Source organism: Streptomyces sp. NPDC053665 (assembly GCF_055585285.1).
The window spans coordinates 404,347-427,886 of sequence record NZ_JBVJKK010000004.1; the positions used below are offsets into that span (position 1 = coordinate 404,347).

The 23,540-nt window shown below is 73.6% G+C and carries 22 protein-coding genes; 16 read left to right on the forward strand and 6 right to left on the reverse strand.

What is annotated here, in order from left to right; all coding sequences use genetic code 11:
• Position 1 precedes the first annotated feature (1 nt).
• Positions 2-655 (reverse strand): hypothetical protein, encoded by a 654-nt coding sequence (locus ACZ6ZN_RS18780; RefSeq protein ID WP_469648041.1) that lies wholly within the window; start codon positions 653-655, stop codon positions 2-4.
• Positions 656-1,234: 579 nt separating this feature from the next.
• Here ACZ6ZN_RS18780 and ACZ6ZN_RS18785 point away from each other — a divergent pair.
• From ACZ6ZN_RS18785 to ACZ6ZN_RS18845, 13 genes are all read left to right on the forward strand, one after another.
• Positions 1,235-1,963: a TauD/TfdA family dioxygenase gene (locus tag ACZ6ZN_RS18785; protein ID WP_469647545.1), complete on the forward strand. Its 729-nt coding sequence runs from the start codon at positions 1,235-1,237 to the stop codon at positions 1,961-1,963.
• A gap of 79 nt (positions 1,964-2,042) precedes the next feature.
• Complete coding sequence (locus ACZ6ZN_RS18790) at positions 2,043-3,080, forward strand: AurF N-oxygenase family protein (RefSeq protein ID WP_451880158.1); 1,038 nt, start codon at positions 2,043-2,045, stop codon at positions 3,078-3,080.
• A gap of 19 nt (positions 3,081-3,099) precedes the next feature.
• Positions 3,100-4,383: a KamA family radical SAM protein gene (locus ACZ6ZN_RS18795; protein ID WP_469647549.1), complete on the forward strand. Its 1,284-nt coding sequence runs from the start codon at positions 3,100-3,102 to the stop codon at positions 4,381-4,383.
• On the forward strand, positions 4,380-5,852 hold the full coding sequence (locus ACZ6ZN_RS18800) for a dipeptide epimerase (protein ID WP_469647551.1): 1,473 nt from the start codon (positions 4,380-4,382) through the stop codon (positions 5,850-5,852). The genes ACZ6ZN_RS18795 and ACZ6ZN_RS18800 overlap by 4 nt, the downstream gene beginning before the upstream one ends.
• Entirely contained in the window at positions 5,849-6,994 is a 1,146-nt protein-coding gene (locus ACZ6ZN_RS18805; RefSeq protein ID WP_469647553.1) for an Ldh family oxidoreductase, read from the forward strand. Before ACZ6ZN_RS18800 ends, ACZ6ZN_RS18805 begins: the two co-directional genes overlap by 4 nt.
• Entirely contained in the window at positions 6,973-8,235 is a 1,263-nt protein-coding gene (locus tag ACZ6ZN_RS18810; RefSeq protein ID WP_398111649.1) for an acetyl-CoA carboxylase biotin carboxylase subunit family protein, read from the forward strand. The genes ACZ6ZN_RS18805 and ACZ6ZN_RS18810 overlap by 22 nt, the downstream gene beginning before the upstream one ends.
• Positions 8,232-9,443 (forward strand): GNAT family N-acetyltransferase, encoded by a 1,212-nt coding sequence (locus ACZ6ZN_RS18815; RefSeq protein WP_469647555.1) that lies wholly within the window; start codon positions 8,232-8,234, stop codon positions 9,441-9,443. The genes ACZ6ZN_RS18810 and ACZ6ZN_RS18815 overlap by 4 nt, the downstream gene beginning before the upstream one ends.
• Before the next feature lie 4 nt (positions 9,444-9,447).
• Positions 9,448-10,368: a branched-chain amino acid transaminase gene (locus ACZ6ZN_RS18820; RefSeq protein WP_451880152.1), complete on the forward strand. Its 921-nt coding sequence runs from the start codon at positions 9,448-9,450 to the stop codon at positions 10,366-10,368.
• Complete coding sequence (locus tag ACZ6ZN_RS18825; protein WP_469647557.1) at positions 10,365-11,228, forward strand: hypothetical protein; 864 nt, start codon at positions 10,365-10,367, stop codon at positions 11,226-11,228. Before ACZ6ZN_RS18820 ends, ACZ6ZN_RS18825 begins: the two co-directional genes overlap by 4 nt.
• Positions 11,229-11,244: 16 nt before the next feature.
• Positions 11,245-12,606 (forward strand): MFS transporter, encoded by a 1,362-nt coding sequence (locus ACZ6ZN_RS18830; RefSeq protein ID WP_469647559.1) that lies wholly within the window; start codon positions 11,245-11,247, stop codon positions 12,604-12,606.
• Complete coding sequence (locus ACZ6ZN_RS18835) at positions 12,603-13,880, forward strand: ATP-grasp domain-containing protein (protein ID WP_469647561.1); 1,278 nt, start codon at positions 12,603-12,605, stop codon at positions 13,878-13,880. Before ACZ6ZN_RS18830 ends, ACZ6ZN_RS18835 begins: the two co-directional genes overlap by 4 nt.
• Before the next feature lies 1 nt (position 13,881).
• On the forward strand, positions 13,882-14,952 hold the full coding sequence (locus ACZ6ZN_RS18840; protein WP_469647564.1) for an alpha-hydroxy acid oxidase: 1,071 nt from the start codon (positions 13,882-13,884) through the stop codon (positions 14,950-14,952).
• A gap of 256 nt (positions 14,953-15,208) precedes the next feature.
• The gene (locus ACZ6ZN_RS18845; RefSeq protein ID WP_469647567.1) at positions 15,209-16,063 is read left to right on the forward strand and encodes a CAP domain-containing protein; all 855 of its coding nucleotides are present in this window, start codon (positions 15,209-15,211) and stop codon (positions 16,061-16,063) included.
• Between the two features lie 7 nt (positions 16,064-16,070).
• Here the strand turns inward: ACZ6ZN_RS18845 and ACZ6ZN_RS18850 are convergent, their stop codons facing one another.
• On the reverse strand, positions 16,071-17,399 hold the full coding sequence (locus ACZ6ZN_RS18850; RefSeq protein ID WP_451879890.1) for a sensor histidine kinase: 1,329 nt from the start codon (positions 17,397-17,399) through the stop codon (positions 16,071-16,073).
• Complete coding sequence (locus tag ACZ6ZN_RS18855; protein WP_451879891.1) at positions 17,396-18,085, reverse strand: response regulator transcription factor; 690 nt, start codon at positions 18,083-18,085, stop codon at positions 17,396-17,398. The genes ACZ6ZN_RS18850 and ACZ6ZN_RS18855 overlap by 4 nt, the downstream gene beginning before the upstream one ends.
• Before the next feature lie 36 nt (positions 18,086-18,121).
• Here ACZ6ZN_RS18855 and ACZ6ZN_RS18860 point away from each other — a divergent pair, with 36 nt between their 5' ends.
• A complete protein-coding gene (locus ACZ6ZN_RS18860) occupies positions 18,122-18,697 on the forward strand; it encodes a hypothetical protein (protein WP_469647571.1) in 576 nt (191 codons plus the stop codon).
• 107 nt (positions 18,698-18,804) lie between these two features.
• Here the strand turns inward: ACZ6ZN_RS18860 and ACZ6ZN_RS18865 are convergent, their stop codons facing one another.
• The gene (locus ACZ6ZN_RS18865; protein WP_451879894.1) at positions 18,805-19,401 is read right to left on the reverse strand and encodes a TetR/AcrR family transcriptional regulator; all 597 of its coding nucleotides are present in this window, start codon (positions 19,399-19,401) and stop codon (positions 18,805-18,807) included.
• Positions 19,402-19,571: 170 nt separating this feature from the next.
• Between ACZ6ZN_RS18865 and ACZ6ZN_RS18870 the strand changes: the two genes are divergently transcribed.
• The gene (locus ACZ6ZN_RS18870; RefSeq protein WP_469647574.1) at positions 19,572-21,050 is read left to right on the forward strand and encodes an FAD-dependent monooxygenase; all 1,479 of its coding nucleotides are present in this window, start codon (positions 19,572-19,574) and stop codon (positions 21,048-21,050) included.
• Between the two features lie 52 nt (positions 21,051-21,102).
• Here ACZ6ZN_RS18870 and ACZ6ZN_RS18875 read toward each other — a convergent pair whose 3' ends face one another.
• On the reverse strand, positions 21,103-22,308 hold the full coding sequence (locus ACZ6ZN_RS18875) for a cysteine desulfurase-like protein (protein ID WP_469647577.1): 1,206 nt from the start codon (positions 22,306-22,308) through the stop codon (positions 21,103-21,105).
• Positions 22,309-22,502: 194 nt separating this feature from the next.
• Here ACZ6ZN_RS18875 and ACZ6ZN_RS18880 point away from each other — a divergent pair, with 194 nt between their 5' ends.
• The gene (locus ACZ6ZN_RS18880) at positions 22,503-23,081 is read left to right on the forward strand and encodes a hypothetical protein (RefSeq protein ID WP_469647579.1); all 579 of its coding nucleotides are present in this window, start codon (positions 22,503-22,505) and stop codon (positions 23,079-23,081) included.
• 92 nt (positions 23,082-23,173) lie between these two features.
• Here ACZ6ZN_RS18880 and ACZ6ZN_RS18885 read toward each other — a convergent pair whose 3' ends face one another.
• Positions 23,174-23,539 (reverse strand): STAS domain-containing protein, encoded by a 366-nt coding sequence (locus ACZ6ZN_RS18885; protein WP_469647581.1) that lies wholly within the window; start codon positions 23,537-23,539, stop codon positions 23,174-23,176.
• Between the last annotated feature and the right edge of the window lies 1 nt (position 23,540).

Genomic DNA, 23,540 nt, shown 5'->3' on the forward strand with positions numbered 1-23,540 from the left:
TTCAGGGTGTGAAGACCTGCTCCAGCCGGTCGATGGCCCCGTCCTCGCCGAGGTGGTACCGGAACACCAAGCCGCTGTCGGGGTGCGCCTCCAGCCAGTCGAGGAACTCCTGCACGCCGATGGGCTGGTTCTCGGTGCTCGCGACGATGGGGTCGGTGACGGTGACGTAGGCGGCCTGGTCCATGGGCAGGTAGGTCTCCTTGCCGACCGTCTCGAAGGGTGCGCCGTCCGAGTCCGGTGTGCCGCAACCCCAGTTGCCGTGCCGGAAGATCAGGCTCAGGGACCCGCCCTCCGGTGTGTAGCGGTACACGGCGATCTCGTCCGGCGAGATCGGCATCTTGTGGTCGCAGCCGTCGTCCTCACCCCCGGCACCGGAGGACGCCTTCGCGCCGGGGGTCGCGGGTGTACCCGCAGGCGCCGGGGGAGTGGTGGACTTGCCGCCCGCGGCGGGCGAGGCCTTCCCGGCGGCCTGCGAGGGCGAGGCCCCGGCGGTGGCCTGCTTGCTCCCCGCCGGCGAGGCCGTGGCGGCCGGCGTCGCCTTGCCGCCCGACGCGGGCACGTCGGGAGAGCAGCCGGTGAGCGTCACGACGCCGGCCACGCAGGCGGCCAGGGTGAGCGTCCGGAGCGCGATCGGTCTGGAGCGGCCTGCGGTCATCACGATGTGTCCCCCGATGCGGTGGCGGCGACTACTGCGTAGCCGCGTCAGCTTGAGGACTCATATTCAGCCACCCCCACCTCGTTCGACGCCGCCCGGCGGCATCTGTTGCGAATCGGTGACCGAATCCGGATGGTCGGCTCACCGTCCGCGACGGCGACGACCGGCCACGGCTCCGGTCTCTTTGCAGACGCTCATGTGCGGACCGGTGGGGCGCCGGGCGACCCGGGGCACCGCGGCCCGGCTCTGCGACGACGCGCTCGGGGCGGCGCGGGAGCCGCCCGGGGCGTTGCGGGACGGATGCCGATATTCGCCGTGCGGTGCACGCCAACCGGACGCAATGCCCCGGTCGGGAGATATCAACTCGGGTCCGCATACGCCTGTTTGACTCCCATTCACCTGCGGGAACGCCCAGCGACGAGAAACGTGGCACGTACATTTGGTTCCGTGAGTCATCTCACAATGTGGCCCGTTGCGGCTCCACCCACCGCTCACGGATGATCACTCCGGGTACGCCGACCGATGGGTCTCGACCGGTCGTCGGCCGACCCGTTTCGATCAAGGATGGGGGAGTCCTACATGTCTACGGCCCTTGATGTGCACACCCGGGAACTTGCAGAGCAGGGGTATACGCTGCTCGAGGGGATCGGCACGGACGAGGAGGCGGCTGCCGCCGTCGGCGCCTTCGGTGACCTGATTCCGCAGTACGACGGCTCGCTGCGCTACCAGGTGAAGGCCGCTCCGGGTTTCGAGGAGCGCCGCTACTCGAAGAGCGTCAACACGATCCTGGTGCACACCGAAGCACCGGGCTGGAACCCGCCGCCCACCTACCTGGCCCTGCACTGCCGGGTCCAGGCCACCTGCGGCAGCGGTCACACCGAACTCGCCGACATGCGGCAGTTCGTCGCCTCGCTGCCCGACCGCGACCGGGCCGCCCTGTACGAGCGCCACGTCGAGTGGGTCGGGCACAACACCGGAGGAGTCGGCACCGAAGGAGTCCGCCGCCCCGTCGTCGACGTCACCGACAGTGGCCAGGAGATCCTCCGCTTCAGCTACAACCTGCTGACCACCGGCCAGTACGACCCGCCGGTCGACGCCTCCGTCGACGCGGAGCGACTGCCGCTCGGCAGCTTCGGCATCCACCTCGCGGAACAGGCCGAAGCCTTCTTCCGGGAGCACCGCGTGTCGGTGCTCATCCCCGAGAACCACGTCCTGGTGTGGGACAACCAGCGCATGGTGCACGCCCGTTCGGCCTACACGGACAAGCGGCGCCACCTCACCCGCTACTGGATCGCCGCCCAGCGCTGACACCGCGCACCCGTCACCAGTCACCCCGTCACCGGTGGCACACGCACCGGGACAGCAACCGATCACGTGAGGCCCACGCATGACTGACGACCGGATCGCGCCGGTTCAGGACGAGCAGTTCCCCACCGGGCTGCCGGAAGAGCTCCGGGGACTGCCCGAGGGCGTACCCCGCCACGACCCCGACGACCAGATCGAGAGCGCCGTCATCCGCCGCCTGGTCGGGAACTGGCACCGGCGTGCCACCGTCAAGCGCGACGAGCCGAACCTCGACGACCTGTTCGAGCTCGACCGCCCCGACTACCCCGAGCGGATCCTGCCGTTCCACGACCACCCCACCTACCGGGCCCTCGACCCCGAGAAGCGGACCCAGCTGCTGAGCTGGGCCTGGATCGCCTACAACCGGCACACCATCATGGCCGAGCAGAAGGTGGCCAACCCCGCCTTCGCGCTGGTCATGGAGGGTGAGTACCCCGAGCTCCAGGACGAGGCGCTCAACATCTCGCTGGCCCAGGCGATGGTCGACGAGCAGTACCACACGCTGATGCACCTCAACGCCAGCGCCGTCACCCGGCGCAAGCGCGGCTGGGCGATGCCCGACCACCACCTGCCGATCTCCCACACGGCACGCGAGCACCAGCGGCTGCGCGACACCGCGGACGAGCGCTGGCAGCAGTCCCTGACCACCCTCGCGTTCGCGACGGTGTCGGAGATCTCCATCAACGCCTACCTGGACCTGCTCGCCGACGACCCGGACATCCAGCCGATCAACAGCAGCACCGCCAAGCTGCACAACCGCGACGAGTACTGCCACGCCTCGATCTCCGCCGTGCTCGCCGAGGTCGTCCACGACCGGCTCGACGAGAAGAAGCAGCGCTACTTCCGCGACATGCTCTTCGAGGGGCTGGAGGCCTTCGTGGCCACCGACTACACCACCTGGCACCGCATCATGGACCTGGTCGGCGTCGAGGGCGGTCACGAGATGCTGCACGACTGCCGGGCCGAGCAGAGCCGCAGCCGGCTGGTCCGCGACTACACGGGACTGCACACCCTGATCGAGCGGATGGGTGTCCAGGAACTCGTCGAGTTCGACTGGTCCAAGTCCTACGTGGCGCGCTGAGCGGAATCGAGACGAACCCGTGAAGCACTATGCGAACGAACGCCTCGCCCGACTCGCGCGCGACCGCGGCATGCCGGACGACTACGTCCGGGACCTGCGCGTGGTCTCCAGCGTCCTGCCCTTCAAGGTCAACGAGTACGTGGCCGACGAGCTGATCGACTGGTCGGCGGCGCCCAACGACCCGATCTTCCGCCTCACCTTCCCGCACCGGGACATGCTGCCCCCGGAGGTCTTCGACCGCATGGCGGCGCTGTCGGACGCGGGGGCCCCGCGCGCGGAACTGCGCGCAGCCGCCGTCGCCGCACAGCTGGAACTGAACCCGCACCCGGGCGGCCAGCTCGAGTCGAACGTGCCGACCCTCGACGGGCGCCGGCTCGACGGCCTCCAGCACAAGTACGCCGAAACGGTGCTGGTCTTCCCCTCACAGGGGCAGACCTGCCACTCGTACTGCGGCTACTGCTTCCGCTGGGCCCAGTTCGTCAGCCAGGAGGAACTGCGCCAGGCCCTGCGCGACCCGGCGGACCTGACGGGCTACCTGGCCCGCCACCCGGAGGTCACCGACGTCCTGTTCACCGGCGGCGACCCCATGATCATGCGGACCGAGGTGGTGCGCCGCTGGGTCGAGCCGCTGCTGGCGTCCGTCCCCACGGTGCGCACCCTGCGGTTCGGCACCAAAGCCCTGTCGTACTGGCCGGCCCGCTTCACCGAGGGCCCGGACGCGGACGACCTGCTGCGGCTGTTCGAGGAAAGCGTCGCCCGCGGCCGGCACGTCGCCGTCATGGCGCACTTCTCGCACCCGAGGGAGCTGGAGACCGACCAGGTGCGCGACGCGATCGCCCGCATCCGCGCCACCGGCGCCGAGGTGCGCGCCCAGGCCCCGCTCGTCGCGCACGTCAACGACGACCCCGACGCCTGGGCGCGGATGTGGCAACTGCAGGTCGAACTGGGCGTCGTCCCCTACTACATGTTCGTGGAGCGGGACACCGGGGCGAGCAGCTACTTCGGCATCCCCCTCGTCCGCGCCCTCGACATCTACCGCGAGGCCGTGCAGCGGGTGTCCGGCCTGGCCCGGACCGCCCGCGGACCGGTGATGTCCGCGGCGCCGGGCAAGGTGATGCTCCACGGCACGACGGAGGTGGCCGGGGAGAAGGCGTTCGTCCTCAGCTTCCTGCAGGCACGCCGACCCGACTGGGTGGGGCGGCCGTTCTTCGCCGCGTACGACGAGCACGCGCAGTGGTACGACGAGCTGAAGCCCGTGTCCTTCGGCACCACCCTGCCGACGTACGAGGGCGAACACGGATGAGGCTCCAGGTCCACGAGATCCGCCTCACCGACCACGACGTGTGGCGCAGCGCGCGCGAGGCGATCCCGGTGCAGCCCGGCCTGCTCGTCGAGCTGACGGCAGGCGGGCGCTCGGGGTTCGGCGAGGCCTCGGCCTTCATGACCGACCGCTACGACTCCTCCCTCGACGCCTTGCACGCGGCGCTGCGCCGCGTCGCGCCGACCCTGCGGGAACTGCCGGCCGACGACCCGGAGGGCGCGTTCGCTGCCCTGGCGCCGCAGCTGGCCGGGTCGCCGTTCGCGCTGGCCGCGCTGGACGTGGCCGCGCACGACCTGGCGGCCCGGCTGGCGGGCGTACCGCTGTGGCAGCGGCTGGGCGCGCGGAGTCCGGCCGCCCTGCACTCCAGTTACAGCATCGGCCTGGACGAGCCCGCGGTGATGGTGCGCAAGTTGCTGGAGCGGCCGGGCTGGCCCGCCTACAAGGTCAAGCTGGCCGCTCCCGGCGACCTGCACATCCTTCAGGCGCTGCGCGAGCACACCGACGCGCCGTTCTTCGTCGACGGCAACTGCGGATGGGAACCCGCCGCGACACGGGCCGCCCTGGGCGCCATGGCGGACCTCGGCGTGACGTTGCTGGAGCAGCCCTTCCCCCGGGACATGTGGGCGGAGGCCGGAGCGCTCAAGGACGTCTCCCCGATCCCCGTGTACGCGGACGAGTCCATCACAGGACCGCAGGACCTCGAAGCCTGCGCCGAGGCGTTCCACGGCGTGAACCTGAAACTCATGAAGGCCGGCGGCATCACGCCCGCCCTGCGGATGCTGCGCGCCGCGCGGGAGGCCGGGCTCGGCACGATGCTCGGCTGTATGCCGGAGTCCAGCGCCGGCGTGTCGGCCACAGCCCAACTGGGTCCCTTCGTCGACCACTTGGACGCCGACAGCATCGCGCTCCTCGCGGTCGACACGGGCACCGGCGTCGTCCTCGACGACACGGGCGGCATCACGCTGCCCGAGGCACCCGGTACGGGGTTCGAACCCGACTTCAAGGGGCCGGCGTTCACCGTGCGCCCGACCACTGCCGGAGAAGCCGGCTGGGACGGCGAGGAGCTGTCCGTCCACCGGGACGGCACGGCCCTGGCCTCCGTGCGGATCCGGCGCCGGCCCCTGCCCGGACAGGCACCCTCGGACGCCTTCCGCCGGCTCGACGGGCTCGACGGCCCCGCCGCCGACGGGGCCGGCCCGGAGGAACTGACCGCGCTGATCCGCGTCGCGATCACCCGCGCGGTCGCCGAGGGCGCGGGCACGGTCTGGCTGCGCACCGGCCACACCGGTGTCCGGCGGGCCTGCCGCACGGCCGGGTTCCGTCCCCTCGGCGGCACCCTCGGCGGCACCCCGGGCCCGGACGGTCACGGCGACGTCCCCGGCGACGACACCCCCGCGGGCGACGGTGACCCGTCGTCCCTCCTGGTCTGGAAGGCGAACCGATCCGCATGACCGATGTGCACGACGTGCAGGACACGACGTCCCCGGCCGGCGCAGCCGACACCTCCGGCGCAGCCGACCCCGCCGTCGCCGCGGCCGGGCACGGCCCCCTGCTCCCGGCCGCCACCGCCGAAACCCTCGCCGAGACGGCCCTGACCCGGGCGGGTCTCACCGCCGACGACGCCCGGAGCGTGGCGCAGGCCCTCACGGAGACCTCGCTGCGGGGCATCGACACCCACGGCCTGCGCCTGCTGCCGCAGTACCTGGACGAGCTGGCCGCCGGCATCGCCACCGCCCGCCCGGAGATCCGGACCGTCCGGGACACCGGGGCGGCCGTCATGCTCGACGCCGGGGGCGCGCTGGGGGTGGTGGCCGGCCTGACCGCCGCCCGGATCGCCGCCGAGCGGGCCCGCACGCACGGCGTCGCCGCCGTGGGGGTCCGCAACTCCAACCACTTCGGGGCGGCCTCCGTCTACAGCCGCCACCTCGCGCGGGAGGGCCTGGTCGGCATCGTGACCACCTCCGCCGCGTCCCGGGTCGCTCCGTTCTCCGGTACCGAGCCGCTGTTCGGCACCAATCCGCTGAGCTTCGCCGCGGCCGTCGAGGACGACGAGTTCGCCCTCGACATGGCCACGAGCCAGGTCTGCTTCGGCGAGATCAAGGAACGCCGCAAGCACGGCCGGGCGCTGGACGCCGGCTGGGCCACCGACACCGAGGGCAGGCCCGCCACCGACCCGGAGCAGGCGTACGCACTCTCACCGCTGGGCGGCTACAAGGGGCAGGGCCTGGCGATGGTGGCCACCCTGCTGGGTGCCGTGCTGACGGGCTCCCCGCCGGACTGGGAACTGGAGCACATCGGCTCCTCCACGCCCGGCCGCAGCCGCGGCATCGGGCACCTCGTGGTGTGCCTGGACCCGGCCGCCTTCGCCGGCGGCGCGCCGTTCGCCTCGGGGCTCAGGAACATGCTGGACACCACGCGCGGTGCCCGGCCCGGAGCCGACGCCGGGCAACCCGTGCAGGTGCCCGGTGACCCCCAGCGCCGCATCGCCGGCGAACGCGGCGAGCAGGGCATCCCGCTGGACCCGCACACCGCGCAGGCCTTCGCCGCCCTCGCGGCCGAGCAGGGCGTGGGATGGCCGGGGGTGCCGGCGTGATCCTCGTCCTGCTCAGCCCGCGCAACGCGGGCCTGCCCTTCGCCGCATGGCTGCCCGAGGAGTCGGGGCGGCTGCTGGCCGTCACCGCACAGCAGGTGACGGCCGGACCGGGCTTCGCCGAGGTCGAACGGGTGGCCGACTACACCGACGACGCCTCGGTCCTGGCGGCGGCCCGGCGGCTTGCGGCCCGCCACCCCGTGACCCGCGTGCTGGCCCTGGCCGAGGTCGACGTCGAGCGCGCGGCGCTGCTGCGCGACGAACTCGGCCTTCCCGGTCAACGACCCGCCAGTGCCCGCGCGTACCGCGACAAGGTGCTGATGAAGGAGCTGGCGGCGGCCGGCGGGGTGACGGTGCCGCCCTTCGCGGCGGTGGCCACCGCCGCGGACGTGGCGGCCTTCATGGCGGACCACCCCGGCCCGGTGGTGGTCAAACCGCGAGGCGGCTCCGGTTCGACCGGCGTCGCGGTCCTGGACGACCCGTCCCAGATCCCGCAGGTGGCCGACCGGGTGACCGGCGGCGGCCACGAGGTCGAGGGCTTCGTCAGCGGCCGGATGTGCCACGTGGACGCCCTGCACGTCGACGGGCGGCCCGTGGTGTGCGTGCCGTCCGTGTACACCGACGGCGGCTGTCTGTCGCACTGGACGGACTCCGGCAACGGCAGCTGGACACTGCCGGACTCCGATCCGCTGCACGCGCGGCTGGTGGCGGAGACGTGGCGGCTGGTGGAGGCACTGCCCGCGGCGCCGGCGCTGTTCGTGCACGCCGAGTTCTTCGTGACGGACACCGGCGAGACCGTGCTGTGCGAGATCGCCGGCCGGGTCGGCGGCACCCCCATCCCCGCCATGCTGCACGCCGTGCTGGGGATGGACCCGCGGCACCTGTGGGCCAGGATCGAGTGCGGACTGCCCGTGGATCTGGACGCCGTACGGGCGCACGCCGAGGCGGCACCGCTGGTGGCCAACTTCGGCCTGCCGCCGCGCGACGGGCGCATCGTCCGGGTGCCGGCCGGGGCCCCTGACGGGGCGCGTGACTTCACCGTCCACGCCCGGGTCGGCGAGGACTGGGGCGGCGCCCGGTACGCGGGCCGCAAGTCCGGCGACTTCGTCGCCACCTGGCTGGTGACGGCGGACGACGCCGAGGAACTGCTCGCACTGCTCGACAAGACCGGCGCGCAGGCGGAGGCCGGCTTCGGCTGGGAGCCCTCCGGCCGGCCGGCGGACCACGAGGAGGCGGCCCGGTGAGCGACCTGACCGCCGAGATCCTCGACCCCGGCGCCCGCCCGACGGCGGCGACCTTCCCGGCCCTCGCCGATCCGGCCGTGATCTGGGAGGACGACCGCTGGTGGCGCTTCACCGAGCGCACCGACCTGCACGAGGTGCGCTACCTCGCCGTGCGCGAGGACGGCGCCCTCGTGGCCCTGGCGCCCCTGCTCCTCACCCGGGACGCCGGAGGGCTGCTCTTCTACGACACGCCGAAGATGACCGGCGACACCAGCGCCTTCGGCGCCCCCGAGCTGCTGGACGCCGACCGGCGCTCACGCTGGGAGGACCTGACCGCGCGCCTGGCCGACGCCCGCCGGGACCAGTACCCCTCGGTCGCCCTCTCCGTGTTCGGCTCCCACCACGGCATCGTCCACGCCGAGGGGCGTGACGCGGCCGGCCGGGAGCGCGTGCTGGCCGAGCTGCCGCGCCTGCTGGACGAGACCGCGGAACGACTCGGCTGCCGCAGCAGCTCCCTGCTGTACGCCACCGACGAGCAGGCCGCCGTCCTCGGCCCGGCAGCCGAGGCACGCGGGCACGTCCCGGCGGTGCTCGGCGCCGAGTCCGTCATGCGGCTCGACGCCCCGGACTGGGACACGTACCTGGCCGGACTGACGAGCCGCAAGCGCACCCGCCTGCTCAAGGAACTGCGCGACTACTCCGCGGCCGGCTTCACCACCGTGGTCCGCGAGGGCCCCGGGGCGCTGTCCGAACCGATCGTGGACCTCCAGGTCAAGCTGCGGGCCAAGTACGGGCTGCCCGGCGGACACGCCCGCGTCCAGCGGGACTTCGACGCCCTGCGCGAGACCGTCGGCGACAGCTGCATGGTGATCAGTGCCGAACGCGACGGCGAGACGCTCGGGTTCGTGCTCTACCTGCGCTCCGGGCACGCCATGTACGGCCGCACGGCCGGCTTCCACGAGGACGCCAAAGGCGTCTACTTCGCCCTGACCTACCACGAGACGTACCGCTGGGCACTGGCCCACGGCGTGCGCGAGATCTGGTACGGCCTCGCCGCCTACGACGCCAAGAAGCTGCGCGGCTGCGACCTGGCGGCACGCCACGGCTGGTTCCGCTTCACCGGCACCGGCGCCACCGAGCTGGAGGAGGTCCTGCGGATGCAGGGCACCAGCGAAGGCGACCGGCTCCGAGGCCTCGGGTACGACAGCACGACCTCACAAGGAGACTGAGCACATGCCACTGACCCCGACCCCGCTCATCTGGATGGACGGCGAGCTGGTCCCCTGGGACGACGCGAAGGTCCATGTGCTGACTCCGAGCCTGCACTACGGATGGGGCGTCTACGAAGGCATCCGCGCCTACGCCACCGACTCCGGACCCGCCGTGTTCCGGCTGCGTGAGCACATGGCCCGGCTGCGCGACTCCGCCCGGGTCTACATGATGGAACTGCGCTGGACCGACGAGGAGTTGGTCGCCGCGGTGCTCGACCTGGTCCGGAACAGCGGCCACGACTCCTGCTACATCCGGCCCCTGGCCTACCTCGGCTACGGCGAGATGGGCGTCGCACCCCAACTGGACGCGGTGCGCATGTCGATCGCGGTGTGGCCGTGGGGCTCGTACCTGGGGGACAAGGCGGAGGCGGAGGGCTGCCGCCTCATCGTCAGCAATTGGCAGCGCAACTCGCACCAGACCGTTCCGCCGCTGGCCAAGGCCACCGGCGCCTACGTCAACAGCGCCCTCGCCAAGGTCGGGGCGCAGCGCGCCGGTTACGACGACGCGCTGATGCTGACGGCGACCGGCCACATCGCGGAGGCCTCCGCCGCCAACCTGTTCCTGGTGCGGGACGGCGCTCTCATCACCCCTCCCGTCAGCGACGGCATCCTGCCCGGCATCACCCGCGACAGCGTCATCACCATGGCCCGCGACCTCGGACTCGACGTGACGGAGCGCAGCATCCCGCGCAGCGAGGTCTACATCGCGGACGAGGCGTTCCTGACCGGCACCGCCGCCGAGGTCGTGCCGGTGGCCTCGGTGGACGAGCGGCCGATGGGCGCCCGGGGCGTCGGGCCGGTCACCAAGCAGCTCCGCGAACTGTTCCGGGACGTGGTCGCCGGCCGGCACGAGCGGTACGCGCGCTGGCTGGAGCGGGTGTGAGCCGCACCGGACCGACGACCGGCACGGCGGGCGTGCGCGCCTGCACCACACCGGCCCACCAGGACACCGGTGGGGACGCGGTCCGCACGGCGGTCGCCCGTCTGGAGAGCGCCGCGATCGCCCTCCGGGCGGTGCTGGCCGCACCGGATGCCGACGCGGCGGCCCGCGCGGCCGGTGCTCCGGCACCCGCGGGGCGGGCCGCCCTGGACGAGGAACTGTGCGACCGCCTGGTTGAGTTGGTGGCGGCCCGGGCCTGGGCCGAGCGGGAGGCGGCCTCGGCTCCCGCCGCCGGACCCGGCGAGGACGCCGCCGCGGCCGTGCTGCGGGGATGCGCGCTGTGGGCCGTCCGGGCCGACACCCTGCGCGCCTCGACCATGACGGGCACCGCCGGGGAGGCCGACGGGGCGGCGGCTGCCGTCGCGGCGCACGGCCGGGCGGCAGCCCTCGTCACCGCACTGGTCCGCGCCGAGGTGTACGACGCGGTGTGCGCCGGACTGCGTGCCGCCCTGGGCGGCCGCCCGGCCGGCCGGGCGGCCGCAGCCTGGGAGACGGCCGACGCGGCCCTGGCCGGGCTCGGCACCACACGGGGGGAGTGGGTGGACGCCGACCCGGCGCACACCGCCGCGGGCGGCTGGGTCCTGGTGGACCGCGTCGGCCGGCTGGCGCTGGCCGCCGCACTGCTGTCGTCCGCCCGCGCCCTGCCGGCCGACGCGGCGGAGCTCTGCGTCAACGCCGCCCGCCGCTACGCCTGGAACCACCTGCGCCAGCCGCCGCCCGAGGCGGCCACCGCCCTCCACCTGCGGCGTACCGCGGAACTCGTGGACTGGATCGCCGGCACCGCAGCGCGGAACGGCACATGAAGGGGGAGGAGACCCCATGACGGGGGAACCTGACAAGCACGCGACCGGGAAGGCCGCACGTCTGCTGCTGTCGATCCTGCCGAGGACACCGGCCGGACGCCGGCTGGCGGCGGGCGCCGCCGTCGACTCGGTGGGCTCGGGCATGTTCCTGGCCGCGTCCACCCTGTACTTCGTCACGGTCGTCGGCCTGCCCGCCGGCCGGGTCGGTCTGGTGCTGTCGGTGGCCGCCGTGGCCGGGCTCCTCAGCCCGATGCCGCTGGGCCGGCTCGCCGACCGGATCGGCCCGACGCGGGTGTACGTGGCGCTGCTGGCCCTGCGCGGACTCGGATACGCCGGTTTCGCCCTCGTGGAGAGCTTCTGGCCGTACGCGGTGCTGACGTGTGTGCTCACCGCGCTGGACCGGGGCTGCTCACCGTTGCAGCAGGTCGTCGTGGGCATCATCGAGGGGAGCGAGAACCAGACCCGCACGATGGCGTCCATCCGCTCCGTGCGCAACATCGGCCTGACGGGCGGCTTCCTGCTCGCGGGTGCCGTCCTCGCGATCGAGGAGCGGGCGGCCTTCGTCGCCCTGTTCCTCGGCAACGCCCTGACCTTCTGGGTGATCGCCGCCGTCGTGGAGCAGCTGCGCCGCCGGGCGGCCGTCCCCGCGCCCCAGAGCGTGCCCACCGAGCCCGCGGTGCCGCAGCCGCTCGCGCCGGACGGCGACGAACCGGCCCCCGCAGCGATCCGGACCCCCTTCCGGGACGTGAGGTTCCTGCTCTTCACCCTCTCCAACGGCGTGCTGTCACTGCACGACTCGGTGCTGTTCGTTCTGCTGCCGCTGTGGCTGACCACGGCCACCGACGCGCCCTCCTCGGCGGTCTCGGTGCTGCTCGCCGTCAACACCGTGCTCACCGTGCTGCTCCAGGTGTACGTGTCCCGCTTCGCGGAGACCACGGCCGGGGCGCTGCGCCTGGTTCCGCTGGCCCTGCTTCCGCTGCTCGTGTCGTGCGTGGCGTTCGCGGGCGCCGAACACGTGCCGGTGTGGCCCGCGGCGGCCTGTGCCGTCATCGCCGTGGTGCTGCTGACGGTGGGCGAGAACCTGCACTCCGTCGCCGTGTGGAACCTGTCCTACGAACTGTCACCGGCCCCGGCCCGCGCCCGGTACCTCGGCGCGTTCAGCCTGGGCATGACGGGCCAGCAGATCGTCGGCCCCGCGCTGATGACGGGGGTGCTCCTGCCCCTGGGCACCGCCGGCTGGGCCGTGCTCGCCGTCGTGTACGCCCTGGCGGCCGCGGTCCTGCGGATCACCGGTGCGCCCCGCAGCGCCCCGGCCTCGTCCGTGTCCGCCAAGGCCTCCACCCCCGCAACCAGCTCTCCCACCGAGGTGACCCCATGACCGAACACGTGCTCATCGTCGGCGGTGGCCGCGAGATCCCCGGTCTCATCCGGGAGGTGGGCGGCCCCGGGACCGCTACGACGATCCTGTGCCGGATGGACTTCGTCCCCAAGATCCGCAAGCCCGGACAGCACGACCGGGTGCTGGCGCTGCGCAGCGACGCCCCCGACGAGGAGTGGATCGCCCTGGCGGCGGCCGTGCACGCCCGGCATCCCTTCACCCGCGTGGGCACGTTCGGTGAGCGGGACCAGGACCGCGCCGCCGCGGTCGCCGCCGCGCTGGGCCTGCCCTGCCACTCGCCCCGGACCATCGCCTGGGTGCACGACAAGGACGCCATGCGGCGACGCCTGGCGGAACTGGGCGTGGACGACACCCCGGGCGGACGGGTCGCCGACGTGGCCGAGTTGCGGGCGTTCCTGGCCGAGCACGGCACGCCCTGCGTGGTCAAGCCGGTCCAGGGGGCCGGCAGTTTCGGCGTCTCCGTCGTACGGTCCGCCGAGGAGGCGGAGGAGGCCTTCGCGCGCGCCGCCCGCGAATTCGACCTCATCCCGGACGCGGGCGTGCTCGTCGAACGCTTCCACGAGGGCCCCCAGTTCAGCGTGGAGGCCTTCTCCGAGGACGGCGAGCACGAGATCCTCGCCGTGACGCGCAAGTTCTCCGACCCCGTCGGCTTCGTCGAACTCGGCCACGTCGTGCCCGCCGGGCTGCCCGCCGAGCAGACCGACGCGGTGCACACCTATGTGCGGCGGCTGCTGGACGCCCTGGACATCGCGAACGGCGTCACCCACACCGAGGTGGTGCTGACGCGGTCGGGGCCGCGGGTCATCGAGACGCATGTCCGGCTCGCCGGCGACGAGATCCCGTATCTGGTGCAGGACGTCACCGGTGTCGACCTGGTGGACTGCGTCGTGCGGCAGACGCTGGGGCAGTCCGTGCTCCCCGGCATCCGCAACACCCTGGCGGACCCGTCGGCGGGCACCGGCCCGGAGGCGATCTGGTTCGCGGTGCCCCGCGCCCGCGGCACGCTCACCCGCATCGACGGCCTGGACGAGGTCGCCGCCCGGCCGGGCGTGGTGGCCGCCGAGGCCCTGCTGGGCGCCGGCGACGCACTGGGGGACCTCGACAGCTCCGAGTCGCGCGCGGCCTTCGTCCGGGCGCGCGGCGCGGACGCCGACGAGGCCGTGACCCGGGCCCGGCAGGCCGCCGCGGCACTCAGGTTCGAGGTCACGGTGTGCGGCGACGACCCGGCCCGTGATGTGCAGGACTGGGTCTGAGATGGGGCGACCTGCGGCGGGACCCGAGGCGCAGGACCTCGGCATCGGGGCGGCGCCGGACCTGGCCGCGCGGGCGAAGGCGGTGCTGCCGGCCGCGGCGTACGACTTCTACGCCGCGGGATCCGACGAGGAGATCAGCGCCCACGAGGCGGCAGCCGCCTGGCGCGGCCGGCGGTTCCTGCCCCGGGTCCTGCGCGACGTCTCGTCCGTCGACACGAGCGTCGAGCTGCTGGGCACCCGGCTGACGGCCCCCGTGCTCGCGGGGCCCACCGCCTTCCACCGCATGGCGCACGACGAGGGTGAGACGGCCACGGCGGCCGGTGTCGCCGCAGCCGGTTCCCTGCTCGTGCTCTCCTCCCGCGCCACCCGCCACCCGGAGGAGGTCGCCGCGGCGGCGGGCCCCTGGTGGTTCCAGGTGTACTGGCTGCGGGACGCTGAAGTCACCCGCAGCCAGGTGGACCGGGCCGTCGCGGCCGGGGCCCGTGCGCTGGTGCTGACGGTGGACGCCCCGTACGTACCGCCCCGGGCGACGGCGGGGCTGCCGCTGCCGCTGCCCGAGGACGACCCCCTGTGCCGCGCGGTGGGGGTGGGGACCCGGCTGCCCGGCTGGGAGCAGGACCCGTCGCTCGGACTGGACGCCATCGGGCGGCTGCACCGGATGTCGGGTCTGCCCGTGCTGGTCAAGGGCGTGCTGCGGGCCGACGACGCGAAGGCCTGCGTCGCCGCGGGAGCGGCCGGGGTGATCGTCTCCAACCACGGCGGCCGGCAACTGGACCGTGCGGCGAGCACTGCCGACGCCCTGCCCGCCGTCGCGGCGGCCGTGGGCGCCGAGGTACCGGTCCTGGTCGACGGCGGGGTGCGCACGGGCACCGACGTCCTCATGGCCCTGGCCCTGGGCGCACGCGCCGTGCTCCTGGGCCGCCCGGTGGTGTGGGCCCTGGCGCTCGGCGGGGCGGCGGGGGTGACCGCACTGCTGGACTCGTACCGTACGCAGTTGTCGACGGCCATGGCGCTCGCGGGCTGCGCGCGCCCGGCGGACATCGACGCGGACCTGCTCCACGGCGGATCCTGAGGCGTCGAGGCGACGGCTGCCGTACCGTCCGGCCCCTGCCGTACCGTTCGGCCCCTGCCGGTCGGGACGGCACCGGCCGCTTCCTCAGGGGACTTTGGCGGCTCTCTTAAGGCTTCTTGAAGATGACCTTCGAACCGCGGTTCCCGCCCCGGCCGGGTCTTAGGCTCTCGAACACCCCCCACAGGTCCGGTGGCCGCGATCGCGGCCACCGGGCTCGGGGGCCGAGTCAGCCGACCGACAGACCGAGGTGTCCTGCATGGGTTCCCGTCGAGCCGCCCGCCCGTCCCGCTTCCACGCCCGTCCCCGCAGTGGGCTGAAGGCCCGCGGTCCCGCGCTGGCCATCGGGGCCGTCGCCGCGATCGCCGGCGTGGGGATCACGGTGGCCGTCGCGGGCGGCCAGGACGGCGGCGGATCGGACCGGGTGGTCGCCGACAGCACCGCGAAGAGGCCGGGCGCCGCGGACACGACCGTCGGCGCGACGCCGCTCGCGTCCGCCTCCGCGAGCCCGAGCGCCGAGGCGAGCAGCTCACCGAGCGCGAAGCCGAAGGAGAAGCGCAAGACGCCGGCGAGCCCCACCCCGCACCGGCGCAGGGCGACCGAGGCCGCGCCCGAGGCGCTCGCCGGCACGGCCGCCAAGAGCAGCCGCGGGGGGTCGGCGGGTGGCACCGGCCGCACGAACTCCGGCGGCACGGGATCGGGCTCCGGATCCGACTCCGCTCCCGTTTCCGGCGGGCCCGAGGCCCAGGTGCTGGCGCTGGTCAACAAGGAACGGGCCACCGCGGGTTGCTCACCCGTCACGGCGAACGACCGGCTCACCCGCGCCGCCGACGACTACAGCGACGTCATGGCGAGCAGCGGCGTCATGTCCCACACCGGGCCCGACGGCTCGACGATGACGACCCGGGTCGAGGCCGCGGGATACCAGTGGTCGACCCTGGGCGAGAACATAGCCCGCGGCCAGGCGGACGCCGCGTCGGTGATGAAGTCCTGGATGAACAGCCCCGGTCACCGCGCGAACATACTCAACTGCTCCTTCAAGGAGCTGGGCGTGGGCGTCCACTTCGGCGACGGCGGCCCCTGGTGGACGCAGAACTTCGGCGCCGGACGCTGACCCCGCCTCACCGCTGACCGCCCCCGGCGCCGCTCGCGTCGGCCAGGACGAACGACACCCGCACCCGCGCGCCGCCCAGCGGCGCGCGGGTGATCGTCAGCTCACCGTCCGCCGCGCCGGCCGCCCGGGCCACGATGTCCAGGCCCAGCCCTGTCGACCCGCCGACGCTCACCCCCCGCGTGAGCGCCGCGTCCGGGTCCGCGACGCCCGGCCCCGCGTCGTCGACCGTGAGGATCACATGCCGGTCGACCCGCTCCACGCGGACCGCGAAGGCGGTGCCCTGCGGGGTGTGCCGGAAGACGTTGCCGATCAGGGCGTCGACGACGGCCGCGAGATCGTCCTCCGGGTAGGCGACGGGCGCCGGGCGCGGCGTGAGGGAGCGCTCGTAGGGGCGCTCCTGCTGGGCGGCGAGGACCGACCAGAAGTCCAGGCGCATGGCGACCACCTCGGCGACGTCGCACGGTTTCGCCCCGCCCGTCGCCGCACGGGCCGGCTGCGCCGACGCCAGCGGAGTACGGGCCGCGGCGATGATGGCGTCCAGTTCGCTCTCCAGCTGGCCCGCCGCCTCCGCGACCCGCCGCGCGCTGGGCGTCGAGCCCATCCGGTCGGCCTCCAGATAGAGGGCGGTCAACGGGGTGCGCAGCCGGTGCGACAGGTCGGCGACCAGTTCGCGCTCCACCGCGAGCAGATCGAGGAACCGGTCGGCCATCGTGTTGAACGCGGCACCGGCCTCCTGCAGCTCGGGCGGGCCGTCGGGCTCGACCCGCACGTCCAGGTCACCGGAGCCCAGCGCCAGTGACGCCCGCTCGAGACCGCGTGAGGAACGGACGACGCGGGCGCCGAGCCGGTCCGCGACGAGCACCGAGCCGCCGACCAGACCCAGCGCCAGAAGCGCCATGACACCCCACGACGCCGCCACACCCCGCGTGAGGTCCGCGGCGGGCACGAAGGCTTCCACGACCGCGACCCGGTCGCCCTGCAGGACGACCGGCTGGAGGTAGACCCACCCTCCGGCGGTGTCCACGGCCAGCGTCTCGCGCCCCCGCACGGCCCGGTCGAGCGCCGCCCGGGGCGCGTGCGGGGTGCCGACGAAGCCGCCGTCGGGCAGCCGTACGACGAGCTGGTCCGACGAGCCGAGCTCGGCGACGGCCTGCTGCACGTCCGCGCGCCGGGTGGTGAGGGCCAGCACCGGCGACAGCGCGGAAGCCCGCTGCTCGGCGGCCGTGGTGGCCCGGTCCCGGGCCTGTTCGCGCACGAGGAGGGCGAGGGGGATCAGGAAGGACAGGGCCACCATCGAGGTGACGGCGAGGGCGATCCCGGCGAGGGCACGTCTCATGGCGAACTGACCAGCTTGATGCCCAGCCCGCGAACCGTGCGCAGATAGCGGGGCTTGCGCGCCTTCTCGCCCATCTTGCGGCGCAGCGCGGAGAGGTGGACGTCGACCGTCTGGTCCTCGACGTACGGCTGCTGCCACACCTCGGCGAGTATGCGCTGCCGGGAGACGACCTGGTCGGCGTGGGCGGCGAGATAGGCGAGCAGGTCGAACTCGCGCCGGGTGAGGGGCAGTTCCCGGCCGGCCAGGTGCGCGGTGCGCGCCGTCGGGTCGATGCGCAGGTCGGCGACCTGGAGGACGGACCGCCGGGCCGCCTCGACGTCCGCGGGCACGGACCGCCGCAGCACCGCAGCGAGCCGGGCGGCGAGCTGACCGCCGGAGAACGGCTTGACCAGGTAGTCGTCGGCGCCCGCGTTGAGCAGCCGGATGATCTCGGCCTCGTCGTCGCGGGCGGTGGCGACCAGGACCGGAACGCGGGAGATGCCCCGGATCATGCGCAGCACGTCGAGACCGTCGAGGTCGGGCAGACCCAGGTCCAGCACGACGATGTCCGGCGGGCTCTGGGTGATCTCGCGCAGCGCCTCGAAACCCTGGTGGGTGGTCCGGACCGCATAGCCGTGCCCGGTCAGGACCTCGATCAACGCGGCCCGGATGACGGGGTCGTCCTCGACGACAAGTACGGAGGCCATGAGCAGGCACGTTAGCCGGTCCGTCACTATGGTGTCGTGTCCCGCCTCCTGCGCTACCTGATCATATGGCTGGCCTGCACGGCGGCCAGTGTCACGGCTGTCATCCTCACGATCCACTTCGTCGTGGGGTCGACGCGGCCGACCGCGCCGGTCGCCCAGTCGGCGCCGAGTGAGCCGGTGAGGTCCCCGCGGCCCGGCCCCACCACCGCGAAGCCCTCCCCGAGCCCCTCCGCGAGCAGCCGCACACCCAGCCCGCCCTCCCGGCGCAGCGAGACGGCGACCGCCCCCACCCCGACGCCCAGGCAGACCGCGGCACCCACGGCCCGCACCACTGCCTCCGAGGCGCCGGCCGGCGGGGGCGGCGCGGGGTGCGAGGACGGCGGCGCCGGCGTCTACACGGTGCCCTCCGAGGGCGGCAAGGCCACCGTGCGGTTCGGTGCGGACGCGGTCTGCCTGATCTCGGCGGTGCCGAACCGGGGCTTCACGGTGAGCACGAGCAGGACCGGGGCGCAGACGCTGACGGTGACGTTCTCGGCGAACCGCCACCGCTCGGAGGTCACCGCGACGGTCGTGCCGCAGAGCGGGGCGAAGGTGCGCGAGGTGTCGTGGTGACCGTGTGCGCCGCGCTGCTCACCTCGGCCGGGGGAGACGAGCGGGGATCACGGTCGGGGGCACGGCCGGGACCAGGGCCGGGGGCACGGCCGGGATCAGGGCCAAGGTCACGGACTGGGGGCGCTCAGGTACCGCTGGATCGTCGGTGCCAGCCACGCCACGACCTCCGCCCGCGCCAGCCCCACCGCGGGCGGCATCCGCAGCACGTATCGCGTGAGCGCCAGCCCCAGTAGCTGCGACGCCATCAGCGCCGCCCGTGCCGGTACCTGCTCGGGGTCGGGGCACACCTGCCGGGTGACGGGCAGCAGTTGGTCCCGCAGGATCGCCTGCATGCGTTCGGCCCCTGCCTGATTGGTCACGCCGACCCGCAGCAGGGCGGTGAGGACCTCGTTGTCCTCCCACATGTCGAGGAAGTGCTCCACGAGGACGCGCCCGGCCTCCTGCCGGCGGTCCGCCCCGCTCACGTCCGGCAGTCGCAGGTCGATGGCGACGGCCGCGGCGAACAGCCCTTCCTTGTTGCCGTAGTACCGCATCACCATCGACGGATCGATGGCGGCGTCCCTGGCGATGGCGCGGATGGTGGCGCGCTCGTACCCGTCGGTCGCGAAGCGCTCACGGGCGGCCGTGAGGATGGCGCCACGGGTCGCGTCGGAGCGGCGGGGAGTGTCGGAGCCGTGGGCCGGGGTGATGTCGCTGCCGTTCATGCCAACAAGCGTAGGCCAACGTCTGTAGGTCAACAACCGTGTGCCCACGGCTGTAGGCCAACAAGCGTTGACATCGGTCGCGGCCCCTCGGTACCGTCGTCAACGAGCGTTGGCCAACAACCGTTGGCAAGCCGTCGAGGACGCGCAGGCGTCGGCATCAGGAGGCCACCATGGACGGAACCGGCACAGGACCCGGAACCGGAACCGGCAACCGCAAGGGCACCGCCACCCACCCCGCTGTGATCGTCGTCGGCTCCGGCCCCACCGGCCTGCTCCTGGCCGGTGACCTCGCCACCGCCGGCGTCGCCGTCACCCTCGTCGAGAAGCGGCCGCGCAGGATCAGCAACCTCTCCCGCGCCTTCGGGGTGCACGCCCGCACCCTGGAGCAGCTCGACGCCCGCGGGCTCGCCGACGACCTGGTCGCCCGCGGCGACACCCTCACCGGCCTCCGGCTCTTCCGCCGGCTCTCCCTGGACCTGAGCACGCTGCCGTCCCGCTTCCCGTTCCTGCTCATCACCCCGCAGTACGAGGTCGAGCGGCTCCTGGAGCGGCGCGCCGCGAAATCCGGGGTCGAGTTCGCGTACGAGAGCGAGGTCGTCGGGCTGCGGCAGGACGAGGAGGGCGTCGACCTCGACGTGCGCGGCCCCGACGGGACGGTCGTCACCCGCCGAGCGGCCTACGTCGTCGGCGCCGACGGTCACCGCAGCTCCGTACGGCAGGCGATCGGCCTGGACTTCCCCGGCGTGTCCGTCATCAAGTCGCTGATCCTGGCCGACGTGCGGCTGGCCGAGAAGCCCGAGAGCGTCCTCACCGTGAACGGCGGCGGCGACGCCTTCGCGATGGTCGCCTCGTTCGGCGACGGCTGGTACCGGGTCATGGGCTGGAACCGTCGTAACGAGGTCCCCGACGACGCGCCGCTCGACCTCGACGAGGTCAAGGAGATCACCCGCCGTGCCCTGGGCACCGACTACGGCATGCACGACGCCCGCTGGCTCTCCCGCTTCCACAGCGACGAGCGCCAGGCGCCGCACTACCGGGTGGGGCGGGTCTTCCTCGCCGGGGACGCCGCGCACATCCACTCCCCGGCCGGCGGGCAGGGCATGAACACCGGACTCCAGGACGCCGCCAACCTGAGCTGGAAGCTCGCCGCGACCCTCCAGGGCCGGGCGCCCGCCGGGCTCCTCGACAGCTACGAGGCCGAGCGCCACCCGGTCGGCCGGGCGGTGCTGCGCAGCAGCGGCGGACTGGTCCGGCTGGCCCGCGCGCGCAACCCGCTGCTGCGCGCCGTGCGCGCCCTGGTCTCCGCGTTCGTCGACCACGCCCCGCCCGTCCAGCGCAAGGCCCTGGGGCAGATCACCGGCATCGGCTACGCCTACCCCGCCCCGCGCGGCGCCCATCGCCTCACGGGCACCCGGGCCCCCGACGTCGCCCTCGAGGACGGCCGGCTCTACGAGGCGCTGCGCGGCGGCCGGTTCGTGCTCATCACGCCCGGGACGTACGAGGGTCCCGGCGTGCGTGAGGGATGGCTGACCGTGGGGCACTGGGCGAGCGACCGCCGCACGACCGTCCTGGTGCGGCCCGACGGATACGTCGCCTGGGCGGCGGAGACCGCGGACGCCGCCGACATCGAGAGGGCGTTGGCCCGGTGACCGCGACCGGGGAGTGGCACGCGGGCGCCGGGCAGCGGACGGCGTCTCGCGCTCACCCCGCCAGGAACTCGTTCAGCGCCGCCAGCAACCGGTCGACGTCCTGCGGGCTGTTGTAGGGGGCGAGCCCGATGCGCAGACCGCCGGTGTCGCCCAGACCCAGATGCCGTGACGTCTCGATGGCGTAGAAGTGGCTGGAGGGGGCGTGGATGTCGCGGGCGGCGAGGAAGCGGTACGCGTCGGCGGTGTCGTGCTGCTCGAAGGTCAGCAGGAGGGTGGGCGTGCGGTCGGCGGCCCGGGAATGCAGGGTGGCGCCGGGGAGCGCGGCGAGCTGCTTCTCGAGCTGGGTGCGCAGGGTGCCCTCGTGTCCTTCCAGCGCCGCGAACGAGGCGGTCAGGCGCTCACGCCGGGTGCCCGTGGCGTCCGGGTCCAGGCCGGCCAGGAAGTCGACGGCGGCACGCGTACCGGCGAGCAACTCGTACGGCAGGGTGCCCAGTTCGAACCGCTCGGGGACCGTGTCACTGGAGGGCAGCAGCTTGTCGGGCCGCAGGGTCTCCAGCAGCGCGGGCCGGGCGGCCAGGACGCCGTGGTGGGGGCCGAGGAACTTGTACGGGGAGCACACGAAGAAGTCGGCGCCCAGCGCCGGCAGGTCGACCAGCGTGTGCGCCGTGTAGTGGACGCCGTCGACATGGGCGAGGGCCCCGGCCTCGTGGGCCAGGCGGCAGATCTCCGCGACCGGAGGACGGGTGCCGATCAGGTTGGAGGCGGCCGTGACGGCGACGAGCCGGGTGCGCTCGGACAGGACGGCCCGGATGTCGTCGGCCATCAACTCCCCGGTGACGGGGTCGAATCCGGCCCAGCGCACGGTGGCGCCGGCCCGCTGTGCGGCCTGCACCCAGGGGCGGATGTTGGCGTCGTGGTCGAGCCGGGTGACGACGACCTCGTCGCCGGGCCCCCACGAGGCGGCGAGGGTGCGGGCGAGGTCGTAGGTGAGCTGGGTGGCGCTGCGCCCGAAGACGATCCCCGCCGGATCCGTGCCCAGCAGGTCCGCCACGGCCTGGCGTGCTCCGGTGACGATGGCCTCGGCGTTGCGCTCGCCCAGCGAGTACTGCCCGCGGTTGGACAGGGGCCGCGCCAGCGCGTCGGCGACGGCGTCGATGACGGGCTGCGGCGTCTGCGTGCCCCCGGGCCCGTCGAAGTGGACGGTCCCGGCGGCCAGAGCGGGAAAGCACGAGCGCAGGGCGGCGATGTCGTACGTCACTGGCGTAGCTCCTGTCGTGGTCCGGGCCAGGAGCACGAGTCAACATCATCGGCGGGACGGAGGCGAGATCGCGTCCCCGGGCGGCCCCGCCGACGGGCCTCGGAACGTGCCCGGCGATTCCCTACATCCTCATCCGCCCTATGTGAGTCCAACTGGCACGGAGTTCACCGGCACACGACGGACGGGAGTACGGCATGCAGGTAGGGAAGCGAGCAGCGATCACCGGTGCGCTCGCTGCGACACTGCTGGCGGCGGCGCTGGCGGCGCCGGCGGCAGCGGCCGACGGCCGAGACACGTGGCTCAGGGTGACCTTGGAGAAGGGGCACGCCGTCGCGTGTCAGGCGGAGCGGGACGGAATGGAGGTGTCGCTCGACCTGTACGAGAACTCCACCTTCGGCACGCACGTCAGCCTGTCCGTCGAAGCCGACGGGCAGCGGTACGGGGGCGGCGGGCCCGTCGAGCCCGGCCTGTTCGACCGGGGCGTCATCTCCGGCCGGGTGGCGTACAGCCGGCTCGAAGAGGCCGCGGCCGACCCGCAGTTCGCCCGCGTGGAGGGCTCGTACGAGGCGTCCGGGCCGCGCGTGCGGGTGCGGGAGGTGCACCCGGAACCCTGGGGCAAGGTGGTGACCAACGGCTGGCGCACCCCGCTCGCCGCCGAGGCGACCGTGCACGTGCTGGGCCGGCAGGTGCGACTCACCTGCGGTGAAGCGTTCGCCTTCGACCTGCGGGCCACACGTGTCGGGGATCCGGGCGGCAGCCGGCGGACGCGCTAGGACCAGCCGTGCAGGCGGGTGTGGGGTCTGCATCGCCGATGCGGACCCGCACCCTGCGGTGGTCCACCCTGCGGTGGTCCACCCTGCGGTGGTCAGGCGGTCAGGGCCTGCTCGATGGTCGGGTGGCACGTGATCAGGGTGTCGACGCTGGTCATCTGCAGCACGCGCAGCACGGGTCGCCGGGCGCCGGCGATGCGTACCCACCCCTGTGCGGCCTTGGTCTGCAAGTGGGCGGCGAGGAGGATGTTGATGCCGCTGGAGTCCATGAACGTGACGCCGGCGAGATCGGCGACGATCCGCTCCGGCGCCGCACCGGTACCGCCCAGCAGGGCCTCGCGGAGCACGTCCTGGACGTCGAGGTCGATCTCACCCCGCAGGGTCACGACACGCATTCCGTCGATCTCGTGGTGCTCGGCGGAGAGGTGGTGCGGCCGGTCGGGACGCTGAGTGGGGGGCACG

What these genes read in the sequence shown, in the direction of transcription:
- ACZ6ZN_RS18840 (WP_469647564.1), top strand. Translation starts at nt 13,882, where the DNA reads ATGGGGCGACCTGCGGCGGGACCCGAGGCGCAGGACCTCGGCATCGGG.
- ACZ6ZN_RS18870 (WP_469647574.1), top strand. Translation starts at nt 19,572, where the DNA reads ATGGACGGAACCGGCACAGGACCCGGAACCGGAACCGGCAACCGCAAG.
- ACZ6ZN_RS18790 (WP_451880158.1), top strand. Translation starts at nt 2,043, where the DNA reads ATGACTGACGACCGGATCGCGCCGGTTCAGGACGAGCAGTTCCCCACC.
- ACZ6ZN_RS18830 (WP_469647559.1), top strand. Translation starts at nt 11,245, where the DNA reads ATGACGGGGGAACCTGACAAGCACGCGACCGGGAAGGCCGCACGTCTG.
- ACZ6ZN_RS18845 (WP_469647567.1), top strand. Translation starts at nt 15,209, where the DNA reads ATGGGTTCCCGTCGAGCCGCCCGCCCGTCCCGCTTCCACGCCCGTCCC.
- ACZ6ZN_RS18810 (WP_398111649.1), top strand. Translation starts at nt 6,973, where the DNA reads ATGGCCGGGGGTGCCGGCGTGATCCTCGTCCTGCTCAGCCCGCGCAAC.
- ACZ6ZN_RS18835 (WP_469647561.1), top strand. Translation starts at nt 12,603, where the DNA reads ATGACCGAACACGTGCTCATCGTCGGCGGTGGCCGCGAGATCCCCGGT.
- ACZ6ZN_RS18785 (WP_469647545.1), top strand. Translation starts at nt 1,235, where the DNA reads ATGTCTACGGCCCTTGATGTGCACACCCGGGAACTTGCAGAGCAGGGG.
- ACZ6ZN_RS18865 (WP_451879894.1), bottom strand. Translation starts at nt 19,401, where the DNA reads ATGAACGGCAGCGACATCACCCCGGCCCACGGCTCCGACACTCCCCGC.
- ACZ6ZN_RS18805 (WP_469647553.1), top strand. Translation starts at nt 5,849, where the DNA reads ATGACCGATGTGCACGACGTGCAGGACACGACGTCCCCGGCCGGCGCA.
- ACZ6ZN_RS18855 (WP_451879891.1), bottom strand. Translation starts at nt 18,085, where the DNA reads ATGGCCTCCGTACTTGTCGTCGAGGACGACCCCGTCATCCGGGCCGCG.
- ACZ6ZN_RS18780 (WP_469648041.1), bottom strand. Translation starts at nt 655, where the DNA reads ATGACCGCAGGCCGCTCCAGACCGATCGCGCTCCGGACGCTCACCCTG.
- ACZ6ZN_RS18850 (WP_451879890.1), bottom strand. Translation starts at nt 17,399, where the DNA reads ATGAGACGTGCCCTCGCCGGGATCGCCCTCGCCGTCACCTCGATGGTG.
- ACZ6ZN_RS18800 (WP_469647551.1), top strand. Translation starts at nt 4,380, where the DNA reads ATGAGGCTCCAGGTCCACGAGATCCGCCTCACCGACCACGACGTGTGG.
- ACZ6ZN_RS18820 (WP_451880152.1), top strand. Translation starts at nt 9,448, where the DNA reads ATGCCACTGACCCCGACCCCGCTCATCTGGATGGACGGCGAGCTGGTC.
- ACZ6ZN_RS18880 (WP_469647579.1), top strand. Translation starts at nt 22,503, where the DNA reads ATGCAGGTAGGGAAGCGAGCAGCGATCACCGGTGCGCTCGCTGCGACA.